The sequence below is a fragment of the Myroides odoratus genome (assembly GCF_001549985.1).
GTDB lineage: Bacteria > Bacteroidota > Bacteroidia > Flavobacteriales > Flavobacteriaceae > Flavobacterium > Flavobacterium odoratum_A.
The window spans coordinates 60,451-72,831 of sequence record NZ_LROZ01000010.1; the positions used below are offsets into that span (position 1 = coordinate 60,451).

General features: G+C 36.2%; 10 protein-coding genes. 1 reads left to right on the top strand and 9 read right to left on the bottom strand.

Annotated elements, in window-relative coordinates; translation table 11 throughout:
* Positions 1-51: 51 nt before the first annotated feature.
* The 7 genes from AWV75_RS11580 to AWV75_RS11610 form a co-directional block, all read right to left on the bottom strand.
* Positions 52-1,035 carry a quinone oxidoreductase family protein gene (locus AWV75_RS11580; RefSeq protein WP_060874522.1) on the bottom strand — a complete coding sequence of 328 codons (984 nt, stop codon included), beginning with the start codon at positions 1,033-1,035 and terminating at the stop codon, positions 52-54.
* Between the two features lie 70 nt (positions 1,036-1,105).
* A complete protein-coding gene (locus AWV75_RS11585) occupies positions 1,106-1,678 on the bottom strand; it encodes a Crp/Fnr family transcriptional regulator (RefSeq protein ID WP_060874523.1) in 573 nt (190 codons plus the stop codon).
* Positions 1,679-2,006: 328 nt separating this feature from the next.
* Entirely contained in the window at positions 2,007-2,657 is a 651-nt protein-coding gene (locus tag AWV75_RS11590; RefSeq protein WP_060874524.1) for an NAD(P)-dependent oxidoreductase, read from the bottom strand.
* A gap of 85 nt (positions 2,658-2,742) precedes the next feature.
* Complete coding sequence (locus AWV75_RS11595) at positions 2,743-3,603, bottom strand: AraC family transcriptional regulator (protein ID WP_060874525.1); 861 nt, start codon at positions 3,601-3,603, stop codon at positions 2,743-2,745.
* Positions 3,604-3,697: 94 nt separating this feature from the next.
* Positions 3,698-4,180, bottom strand: a complete 483-nt coding sequence (locus tag AWV75_RS11600; protein WP_156424194.1) for a lipocalin family protein — start codon at positions 4,178-4,180, stop codon at positions 3,698-3,700.
* 233 nt (positions 4,181-4,413) lie between these two features.
* Positions 4,414-4,905 (bottom strand): hypothetical protein, encoded by a 492-nt coding sequence (locus AWV75_RS11605; RefSeq protein WP_060874526.1) that lies wholly within the window; start codon positions 4,903-4,905, stop codon positions 4,414-4,416.
* A 97-nt stretch (positions 4,906-5,002) separates the two neighbouring features.
* Positions 5,003-10,135 carry an MBG domain-containing protein gene (locus AWV75_RS11610; protein ID WP_060874527.1) on the bottom strand — a complete coding sequence of 1,711 codons (5,133 nt, stop codon included), beginning with the start codon at positions 10,133-10,135 and terminating at the stop codon, positions 5,003-5,005.
* Between the two features lie 395 nt (positions 10,136-10,530).
* On the opposite strand from AWV75_RS11610, the gene AWV75_RS11615 reads away from it, so the two are divergent.
* The gene (locus AWV75_RS11615; RefSeq protein ID WP_231738098.1) at positions 10,531-11,253 is read left to right on the top strand and encodes an FAD-binding oxidoreductase; all 723 of its coding nucleotides are present in this window, start codon (positions 10,531-10,533) and stop codon (positions 11,251-11,253) included.
* A gap of 42 nt (positions 11,254-11,295) precedes the next feature.
* On the opposite strand, the gene AWV75_RS11620 is transcribed toward AWV75_RS11615, so the two are convergent.
* Positions 11,296-11,724: an acetyltransferase gene (locus AWV75_RS11620; RefSeq protein WP_060874575.1), complete on the bottom strand. Its 429-nt coding sequence runs from the start codon at positions 11,722-11,724 to the stop codon at positions 11,296-11,298.
* Between the two features lie 60 nt (positions 11,725-11,784).
* Positions 11,785-12,363, bottom strand: coding sequence for a Crp/Fnr family transcriptional regulator (locus AWV75_RS11625; RefSeq protein WP_060874529.1), 579 nt, complete (start codon positions 12,361-12,363; stop codon positions 11,785-11,787).
* Between the last annotated feature and the right edge of the window lie 18 nt (positions 12,364-12,381).

A 12,381-nucleotide genomic window follows, 5' to 3' on the forward strand; every position in this document is an offset into this window, starting at 1 on the left:
AAAAAGACAGCGATCGAATAGGCCTTGCCTATTCGATCGCTGTCTTTTTTATTATTCCGTATCTGTTGTAAAAACCAACCGTTGTCCACTTGGCAACGGTAGACGCCAAGCTTTTTCGATGGATTCCCAAGGATGAGAAACCGTATGAAGTTTTAGTTCACCTTTAGCAGCTAAAGCAAAAGCTTCTGGTGCCAATACAGTAAAAAAATACTGCATTTCCTCAGCTGTCCAACTACCAATTCCCGAACCTAATAAGCGAATGTCTGTTCCTCTTAAAATAGAAGAAGAAACCTCGATGCGATCTCCTGCCATCGCTCCAACATTGACAAATCTCGTTTTATGTTGATAGGTTCCTTTTCCTTTTAAAGCGGCTAGAATTGCAGAAGCACTTGCTCCCCATAAATAATCAAGAACGACATCTATAGGAGATTCCTTGTGTATCTGTTGAAGAGTAGCTATTAATTCTTCTTGATTTTGATGCAGAGGAATAATAACATCTGCGCCTAATGCTTTTAATTCTTCTAAACTTTTGGTATTACGTCCAGTTACAATGATTTTACGTGCTCCATAATATCGAGCAAGTTGTAGGGCAAGTTGCCCCGTTACACCCGTTGCTCCATTAATTAATACGACTTCTCCTTGCTGTAACTTTGCACGTACAGCCAAGGCCATCGCAGAGCCTAACAGCGCATTGGGAAGTGCAGCAGCCAAAGCTAAATCAAGACCCTCCGGCAAGAGAACCATTTGATCTTTTGGCACAACAGCATATTCACTAAGCATTCCTGATGTGCCAAATCCATAAGCTAGTCGTCCATCTTCCAACTCCCCTACACCATCAGTTCCAATCACAAAGGGAGCAAAAGGTTTAGTTGCTACAGAATAATGTTCTCCACTAGCAATCGCTCGATCTAAATTCTTAATTGCAACTGCTTGAACGCGCATTAAAACTTCTGTGCTAGAATTAACGGTTGCAGTCTTAAAATCAGAAACATAAATAGGATCTTGTCCTTTTTCTTGTACAATAACAGCTTTCATTTTTTACCTTTTAAGTTGATGTAAAAGTAGAAGCAAAAGCGTCGTTTAGACGATAACAAATGTTATCAAATTATCGTTTGAGCTGTTTATTTTTGATTCGACTTAAATGGACCTTGGAGATTCCGATATAAGAAGCAAGATAATGCTGTGGAATGCGTTGAATCAATTCAGGACGTGTTTCAAAGAGCTTCTGGTATCGCTCTTCAGGTGAGGATTGAACAAAAGAAAGACTGTGATTGACATAGTCAAAAGTACGTTGAAAAAGTACATCAATAAACAAATCTCGATATACAGGTTGAGCTAGCGACTCTTCTAATAAAGGTTGAATGGCTACTTTATCTGCTTCCCACACGGTGGTAGGTTCAATTGTTTCTAATGTAAATTTACTAGGTGTACCTTGCCAAAAACTCTCAATCGAAGAAACTAAACTATTTTCTAAGAAAAATTGAAAGGTAATTTCCTGCCCATCTTTATTCAGCCAAACGCGCATACATCCTGTTTTAATCCAAAAGATCTTATGTGCTACTTTTCCCTCCTCTAATAGGACTGTTTTAGCTGCATAAGATTGCTCTTTGAAATAAGGGCGATAGCTATCAATAAAGGCTTGACTAACAGCAGATGTTTTATCAACACGTTCAAACATAAGGAATAAAAAAGATAATTGATTGTACTAAACCAAAGTACAACTTTCCAAAGAAATTCAACTAAAAAAGAAAGAACAAGTTTTATTTTTTAACCCAAGGGCTTTTGTTTTTTTAAATAAAAATCGTGGGAATCTAATTTTAATTCAAAAGTGGTACTATAGATTGTGAACTTAACTAGGTATAGGGTATAGAACAAAAGCACCCAACTCATTGGGTGCTTTTACGTTATTTAATGCATTCACTAATTGTGAATCGCTTCGATGTAAAAAGAAGACAGATGAGGAATCATAATCCTCTACTGCTCATTTTATTTCTTTCTTTTTACTATTAATATCCAATAGTAAAGCGTTCTTGGTGATGTTGGGGATGCTCCAATTCATCTAGCATCGCTTTGGCATAATCTTCAACTGAGATACGGCTTTCTCCTTGTTGATCCACGATCAAATTATCCTTACCTAAGCGATATACGCCTGTTCGTTGCCCTGGTTCTAGATGAGCGGCTGGCGAAAAGAAAACCCAATCTATATTTTTTTCTTGCATTAGGGTATTTAAATAAAACTCTCCCAGTGATTTAACACCTCCCATAATAGCCTCAGGAATAGCTCCAGAATCTACAACGCGTAAACCAGGCTGAACAAATAAAGTTCCTGCCCCTCCTACGATAAGTAAACGGTTTACACCTGCTTGTTTTACTCCTTCTAAGATCATGGGATAGACACGTAAAGTTTCTTCGTATATATTGGGATTGGACCAACCAGGGTTATATGCACTGATTACAGCGTCTTTTCCTTTACTCCAAGCAGCTACTTGTGCTACTGTTTCGATAACACCAGCTACAACTGTTAGATTGGGGTGTTGAATCGCTATCTTTTCTGGATTTCTAACTACGGCTGTTACTTGAATATTGCGCTCTAAAGCTTCCTGTAAAAGAGCAGTTCCAACAAATCCACTTGCTCCTAGTAATACTATATTTTTCATCTTTTATTTTTTTAAATTTTACTAAAACAAAGGTAGCCCCGTGCACAGTAAAAGAAATAATACATGAACGCCAAAAGAGGGTAAATTAGCGCTGATTCTTTTTGCGCTGGTTATCCCGAAATACTTGAGGAGTAACATGAGTATGTTTGCGGAAATACTTAATAAAATTGGTAGATTCGTCAAAGCCTAAGGCAAAACTCAGCTCTTTAATAGATAAAACACTATAACTCAATAAGCGCTTAGCCTCCAAGATGACACGAGCATCCAAACAAACTTTGGGAGTTGAGCCTGTTACATGCTTTACTTCTTGGGTGAGTTTTTTCTCTGATATTCCCAACAATTCTGCATAATAATTGATATTTCTATTTTCCTTGAAATGAGACTCAATAGCCTTATAAAAATTTTGAGTGATTGTTTTTGTGGTAAGTACAGGTGCAGGTTTCACTTGTCTTTCCGCTTCTAGTAATACAATTCTCAAATAGTTTTGTGCAATTGCCAATTGGAATGGATCAATCTCAGTTGCTAATTCCTTTTCTAGTAACACAAACAGATGTTCAATCATACAGGCAGAAACAAATACTTTCTTATTTGAACCAACCAGACTTAGTATTTCGGCGGTATGCAAAAAATTTGAATCTTCTTCTGTACGTGTAAAAAAAGAAGCTGTAAATAAAACTAATCGTCCAGTATACGTAGAAGTAAGATCAAATTCGCAAACTTGTCCTGCAGTAATAACAAGCAATTGATTCGCTTGTATCGTGACAGGTTCAAAATCAATATGACAAGTAAGGCTACCTGTTTTGACCCATAGGATTTGATAGAATTGAGCCTTATGTGGTTGACCTAAAATATGTGGAACTTGGCGAATAAAAGCAAGGTCCTTCACCTCTATCTCGACAGGTAAAGGATTGAATGCGTAAGTCTTGATTTCTTCTCGTAGATTCATTTGTACAAAGTACAATTTGTAACGGAAATAAATGCTTTTTGAAGTGCTAAAAAAATAAAAAAAGGATAACCTTGTGAGTTATCCTTTCTGTTATTTATTTTCGTACAAATTCCACATGAACGGTTTTAATATTTTCGTATGGATCTACTGTTTCTCCAAATGCCCCGATTACAGGTACATCCTCATCCGTTAGTATTTCACCAACTATGACTAGTTTAGTTGCTGTTAATTCAACAATCTTAGTACTTTCGTTCGTTTCACGAGCATAAAGCATATCTCCTTTAATATAGAAAGTGGACTCAAATTCATCTGCTTCACAACCCTTTTCATCTAAATAAAACGATCTAGATATAATTGTTTTTCCTTTAAATTCTAATTCATCCAAGCCACAACCTTCATCATAAGCTTCCTCTTCATCAATTACTTTATTATTGTCATCCAAATAAAGTGTTCTTGATTCTTTCCAAACCCCTTGAATATCTTTATCAAATTGGGATGAATTAGAATCATCGCTTGTACATCCTACTGAAGCTAATCCTAGAATAGCAACACTAGCAAATAGAAAAATTTTTTTCATAATTTTTGTTAGTAAATTCACGCGCGAAATTAAGAAATTTTTTCTTTAAACAAAGAATTAGTTCAGAAAATAAATCATCCTTTTATTTTACAAGTCTTGCGGTAGTTTTAGTTGTCGTTTCTATCATCAAGAAACGTATTACTTTCTAGAAAATCAGGACAAATAGAAAAGTAAGAAAATGGGGATTTGCAATAAAAAAAACAGGAGATATCTCCTGTTTTTTTATAGTAATTCTACTCTGAAAGCGTTCCTTTTTTTCTGTGTTTTGTTTGAATGTACGCTACTCTTTCTGGGAAATCATCCTTGACATCTTTATATTCAATAGTTAATGTCGATGCACTTACTTCAACAATTGTACTTGTTAATACTTCAACTTCTTCTTCTTCCCCCTGAATTTTTACTGTAATAGCTCTACCAGCTAAGGTAAATTCATTTTCTTCGATGTCCACTTGACAATCTGCCCCTTCTCCTGATTTAAAAGGTGATTTGCTGATTAATTTATATCCTTTGAATTCTACCTCATCAAATCCACAGCCCTCATTATCTGTCGCTAATTCTTCAGCAATTATTTTTCGATCTTCGTCTAAAAAGAGTGTTATTACTTCTACCCATTCGCCTTGAATGTCATTTTTATATTGCTGTGATGAGTTAGAATCATCACTAGAACAACCTACGGTTCCCAAGCCTAATGCAACGATAGCTCCAAATAGTACTGTTTTTTTCATTCCAAATTAATTTAATACGAACTTATTATTTTTATTGTTATTCTTTATAAACAAAGTAGGATTCACAATCGAACCCTACTTTGTTAAAGCAAATGATTTATTCTCTGACGATAAACTGAACGCTTTGCTGTCCATTAGCTGTCTTTAATACTAAGAAATAAGAACCTGAGGCGACTGTTACTGGAATATCAATACTTGAATTTCCACTTTCTAACTCCCCTCTTTTAATCATCTGTCCTTTAAGATCATAAATCACATAGCTTGAAGTTTCTTGCATTGTTTGATCGAATTGAACATGTAAAAGTTGGTTTCGCTTCACTGGATTCGGATAAACAGTTAATTCACTGCTTGTTGGTGCATCAATGTAAATTGGACAACTGGTAATTTTCTTGCCATTTTGCAACGTCAACTCCACATGATAAGTCGCTCCAACTTCTAAAACATCACCATAATTATTACCTGCTGAATAAGATTGTCCTGTACCAATAACTTCTCCATTTTTAAACCACTGATATGCTGTGAATACATAACCGGTATTGGTTTGCTTATTGTTGTTCACGAACAATACATTGTTGTATTTCTGATAGACAATTTTTTCGGTAGGTATGCGCTTGTCAATAATAACCTTGTAGGTCTCACTCGTTCCGTAGGCTGATTGTACTTTAATCATTTGCTCATATTGACCATACTCAGGAACTTGTACTGTAAAGTGTTTCCCAGGTGTAACTATCGTACCGTCCGTTGTTTCTACTTCGATTAGTACACTTTTTTGTTCTGATTCACATCCTATCATTACAACTACTTCTTTTTCAATACTACCATACGATACTCCATCAACGATTAAATTGAGAATAGCTGTATTCTTACTCACAACTTCAATCGTACGTGCAACAGGTACAGCTGCATTGTAGTTTTCATTTCCAACTTGTCTCGCTGTAACAGTTACAAATCCAGGACGTAGGAACGTAATTAAACCTGATGCACTAACAGTGGCTATTTCGCGATCTTCAGCATAATCGATGCTAAATGAAACAGGTAAAGATGAACTAGCAGTGGCTACCAGTTGCAACGTTGGGGTATCTTCTAGTACCACTTCGGTAGGAGGTTCAAAAGTAATCACTTGGTCAGCTTTAGCTATTGTTAATACCCCTTGTAAAGTAAGTGGATCGTAGTTTGATCCAAAATCAATACGCGCAGTTACCTGATACACTCCAACCGATACTTGGTTGTTATTGGTATAGGTAATAACAGCATCTTCAGGTATATTTCCTTGTACTTCTAGGGCTTTTGCAGTTCCATCATAAATAAAAGTACGAGAAGGCAATGACAAGCCTATAATTGTTCCACTACTAATTTCAAAATCTGCTGGTACAAAGGTTTCAATGCTATAGTTATTTCGAGGAGCTAATGTTCCTTGTGCAATTGGATAAAGTCCGATAGCTTCTCCTGCTTGACGCGTTAAACGACCTGACATTACTTGAGATTGTTGCTCCCCACGTTGTAATCCTTCTATCGTATAAGTGAAGAGAGGATCTGCTTGTCCAAATGTTTTACGCTGATTCTCATTTACGCGAACAGTTATTGGCGCAGGTTTAATTTCAAATTTACTATCATTTAAGATAACAAAAGTATAATTACCTAATGTTGAGCTCAAACTACCTTGCTCATAAGCATATAATCCAACGTTTTCACCAGCTGCTCTTGCAATAGTACCACTCAAGGCTGTTTCACGTGTATCGCCGAATTTAAAGCCTGTAGCCATAAAAGCAAATGCAGGGTCTACAGCACCATATGTTTTAAACATTCCCGCTGTCGGCTGAATAGACAACATAGCTGGATTAATTCGGAATTGATTTTCCTCATAAACCAAAATATAATTAGCATTTGTTAGGTGTAATCCTCCTTGGTTAATCGTATAGGTACCTACATTCTCTCCTGTTACACGTGCTAATTGACCTGCAACGAGTTGATCGTCATTAAATCTTGCTCCTGTAACAGTATAAGTCAATACAGGATCTGCATCACCGTACAATTTAGTTAAAGCGTTTGCAGATACAGTTAGAGGGGCCTTTATAATTTCAAAATCAGCGTCAATAAAGGTTATGGTATAGTTAGGACCTCCTTGTAAGTTACCTTGTGTAATTGGATAAAATCCTAGATTCTCTCCTGCATTTCTACTCAATTCGTTTAGTAAAATACGTTCATCATCTTGATATTTAAATCCTTCCACAGTATAAGTTAGGATTGGATCAGTAGCTCCATATTCCTTCTGTTGGTCACTGTCTGCTGTAACCGTTAATACAGCTTTATTGACTGTTAAATTAAAAACTACATCTTCAGCAGGTAAATATTGAGAATCCCCTGCTTGGCTTGCTGTGATTCGCGTAGTTCCTGCTCCTTTAATTACAAATGTTCCATTTTCAACTACAACTATATTTTCATTTTCAATAGCATAAGATACAGGTAAACCACTATCGGATTCTCCATGTGTAAAGGCTTCATCCCCATAGTTCTTAACGAGATTATCCGCTGTAATGAGCTGTGTATCTGTCGCTGCTTGCGTAGTAAATCTCACAGGACCATACCATATACCACAAGGTAATGCTTGTATATACACATCATAAGCGGTATGTGCAAGCAAACTGCGGAATACATATAAATCTTCTATATCAGATACGGTAGTTCCTTGTCCTCTTTCAAAACCTGTTAATCCATATTCAATAGTAAATGATGAAGCTGCTGATGTAATATGTAAGGTAGAACCTTCCGCTGCTGTAACATCTACCACTGCATTCGTAATTGTTTCAGGAGGGATTACTGTAACGACTACTTCTTCTCGTAGCGATTTACATCCTGTTTCAAAAATCCAGTTGTAGTATCCCATATAATAAGAAGGCAGGTATTCATTGCCTGTAATAGAGGCTACTGCTGAACTATAAGGATAAGATGCACCACTCGTATTTCTCAACATTCCATCAGAGGGCAAAGTGGTTTCTATTACATAGGTTCCTGGTAGTAACTGCAGATCAATAGGAACTACTTGTTTTACAGTTCTATTTGCTCCAACGGTGGTATAATTAATGGTACCAACGGTAGCGGAACCTGTTGCTCCTCTTTGCTTAAATGTCATTCTACCAGTTTGTCCTGCAGTAGAAGGATAAATATCAATGCTCTTTAATTTTGTCGGTTCTAAAATAGTAAAATACACATCCCATTCTGTCCCCCAATTACCTGATGATGTACTTACTGCTGCCGCATTTAACGGACCTGTTGGCATTGTAGCTGATTCAAGAGAAGATATTTGATACCAGAATGAAGAAGTAGCAGATACCGTCGTAGTATAGGTATTTCCTGTATGAATTGGAGTCGTTGATGTTGCTGAATTGAACCAATTCACAGTTCCTTGCGTATTTACTTCTAAAGTAACCTCACGCGAACCACAGAACGATAAATCTGAAGCACTTGTCGTTAATTCATAATCTGGATGATTACATAATGTAGTAAAAGCTATTCTACTCCACGTACTTTCATCTGTTGTTGCACAAAGTGATTGAACATAGATAAGATATTCTGTTTCAACACTTAATCCTGTTATCGTTTGTGATAAATTAGTTGTAGTTAGTGTTTGAACTAACCCGGTAGCATCTCCTGGACGACCACTGGTTCTAACTTCAATTTTATAGCCTAAAGCAGGTGGATTTCCCAGTATAGGAGCCTCCCAAACCACTTGAGCTGAATTTTTAGTAATCCTTTGTGCCGTAACATTTAATGGCGGAAAACAAGTGGGTGCTGGCATAATTTGAACGGCATAATCTTCCGTCTCTGCATAGATAGAGGTAATCGTGCACGGATCTAGATCAGCTCCGGATTTATTGTGTTGATATTGTACTCTTAGTCGATAGATACCGGGTTGTATGGTTGCAGGAACAGTAAAACCAGGAAAATTGACCGTGGTACTCGGTGAAATGGTATTGCCAATTATACTCACTTTTTCATTGGGTTCAAAAATGAGATTATTATTATAGTCAATCCAAATAGCAGCTCCGTGAGTTCCAGTTCCGGATCCACTAGTCAATGAAGCCACGTAAGCCTCCCCTATTTCTAATATCGCTGGCTCAACTGTTCCGGAATAATCTTTATATCCAGCTGTTCCTTCAGAGGCTGCTGAGTTGTTGTTTAAATTGGATAGTTTAAAGTTTCTAATCTCATCCGAATTATTAGTAGCTCCTGTAGGTATACAATATCCTGTTCTAAATTGAAAAGGACCTGCCCAAGCACTTACTCCATCTACAGCGCCACAATCACGGCGTACATAATAATCATAATTCGTATCAGCAGTTAAACCAGAAAGTGTTCCGCCATTCGCAAAACCTGTAACTAAAGTTCCAGCGGTAGTAACGTTAAAGTTTCTTTCTCCCCATTTGATATCAAAAGTAGTTCCCGGACTTGTCCAAGTTAAATCAACACTTGTAGCAGTAAGATTTTGAATGCCTAAAGCATCCGGTTTAATACAAGTCGGTGTGATTTCACCGGATAAAGCAAAAATATTTAGAAATCCACTCGTTGAACTTGTTTTAGTAATGGCAACTTGTTGAATAATCTTATTTTGATTGGTTGAACTAATATCAATAGCTACTTGAAATAGCTTTGGATTCGTGGTGTTGTTATCTGGATTCTCAGTTCCTGTACGCGGCACTCTTCCAATTCCTCGAATCGCAATTGCTGGTGTACCTTGATCGTACCAATCTGGAACAGACTGAGAAGCAAAGGTTTGCGTTGTTGCGTCTGTAAAGGTAATCGTTCCAGTAAACGTTGAAGTTGAACTACCTGAAGTCGTTAAAATATATAATTTACTTAATTTATCGGTGGTTTGAACCACTAAAGTACCTGTTCCATTATTCGCATTAATCTTTAAGCTGTTATTTTGATCATAAGGCGCTAATTGAAAAGTCAATCCTGGTGTAGCTGTTGCTATAGACGTAATTAATCCATTAGCAGGAAGACCTACTGTTGCATTTTGGTAATTAATACTCATAAAAGCATTATTGGCACCAGAGCTTGTTGCATCAACCGCTGCTGTAGTATGGGTAGATGCAGGCCTAGCCTCTGCAATAACATCCTCATTAAAACCAGAAGTTACAACTAAGGGAGTATAATTTTGTCCTTTAGTTAGCTGTGCCGATAAAAAGAGGAAGATTAAAAAGAATTTTAAAAGTAGTTTTTTAGTCATAATTCTTCATTTGGTTAAGTTGGTTAGCTGGTTATACGAGGGTAATAAACCCTAGTTTTTCTATAGTTAAGTGTTAATTTTTATATAAATAATTTTAAATTATTTGGCAAATATCACTTGTTTTTACTTTTGGTGAATTTGGATATTTTTACATATAGGCACTAATATAGCAATTATAATAAAATTACATTATTTTTTTATGCAAATATTTAAAATAAACACCAATAAAAAATAGAGTAAAAATCACACAAATCTATTTTATGTTAATTAAATCACAACACACAATCCCTTATTGTCCATTTACTCCTCTTTATAAACTGCGTTTTGTCCATTCTCTCCTGCTTTTATTCTCATACTTCGCATTCTTTTTTGTTTTAAATTTGAAAGAAAAACGAATGATATCAAATAGTGTTAGACGAATATTGGACTTTCTAGGCATTGCCCCTGTTAAAGTTCCTGAGGCAGAAATAGTCGATATCGATAGTTTATCCCCTTCCATCAAGCGAATTCGCTTAAAAGGGCAATTTGAAAAGCTTCAATTTACAAGTGGATCTTATGTGAGTTTTAAACTTAATTATACCCAAACTAGAAAATATACTGTATCTTCTTTGGATAAGGCAAAAGGATGTTTGGAGTTTATTGTCTATTTACACAAACAAAAAGGCAGTGGGCAAGCATTCATGAACCAACTAACGATAGGAGATAAAATAAGCATGAACAGCTTGCGTTCAAATAGCAATTATCTTGATCTACCGAGTACTAAATTTGTTTTTTTCGGAGATGAAACATCCCTAGGATTGGGGTTATCCTTATACCAGAAATGGAAACAAATGAATAGCGAATTTCTCTTTTTGTTTGAACTAGATGAAGAAAATAAACATATACCCGAACAACTTGGGTTTGAACATGCTGTAGTGTATGCTAAAAATAAGGTATTCAGAAACGAGCGAACAATTGGACAATTAGCGCCAATCGAGTCAATACAATGGAAAGATGCTATTTTCTTATTAACAGGAAATGCAAAATCCATACAGATTTTTAGAAAAGTAATAAAAGATAAGACAACGAGTAAAGTCTATACCAGAGGATATTGGATTGAAGGTATTGAAGGATTATAAGGCCATAGCGAACTAGATGTAGTTCGCTATGGCTGTATTGGGTTATACACCCAAGCTCATTTTAAGAATTGGATAAGGTTTTCCCTGTCCATCTAATGCGGCTCTACTCTGAACTTGGAAGCCCATATATTCATAAAAACCAACGGCTTGTCCATTTTGTTCATTTACTTCCACTTGCGTTATTCCTTCATTTTGAATAGCATAATCAAGTAGTTTCTTGCCAATTCCTTGACCGCGGATGGCAGCATCTATAAAAAGCATTTCTAAACTATTTTCAGCTAGTCCCATAAAACCAACCAATTGCCCTTCCGATTCATAGCCCCAAAGGGAAACAAAAGAAAAATAAGTAGGTAGATTTTCTTTGTAATAAGAAAAGTCTTCTTCTTTTAAAAAATCATGGGTGGCTAAAACAGCACTTTCCCAAATCTGTAGTAAACGGGTATAGTCTGTTGGAGTAATTTGTCGTATCATCATTATCTTATTTAGAAGTACAAAATTCGGAACTAAGAAACTAAAAACACTGAACCTGGGTTAAAAAATACGCTTGCGTATTCTACTTAATGCTTGTGGTGTAATCCCCAAGAATGAGGCAATATCTTTAAGGGGAATAAAATTAAGTAAGGCCCCATAAGAAGTTACTAATGCTACATAGTACTGCTCTGGCGAATATTTAATCATGTGGACTTGGCGTTCTAAAAGTCGATTGAGTAAGATGGCGGTTAAATGATCAAAAACAGCCTTCAAAGATGGAATAGCTTGATACAATTGCTCGACTTGTACGCGATCAATACGGTACACCTCACAATCCATCACAGCTTGTACATAAAAAGTTGCGCTTTGATTAAGGGTAAAAGAAATATTAGACATTGAAAATGTACCAGGCTTACAAAACCAAAAGGTCTGTTCTACTCCTTTTTGATCCAATACCCAACAACGAAAAATGCCTTGATCAATGAAGTAACTATAGTTTTCTACTTCTCCTTCTCGAACTAAAAAAGTGTTCTTCTTGATCTTCCTTTTTTCAAAAAAAGAATCAAACAAATCGTATTCTTTCGATGTAAAGGTCTCTAGCGGAATAGCATATTCTTGTAATAGTTTTTCTAAAAGCATAATAGTTAGGACTATGTA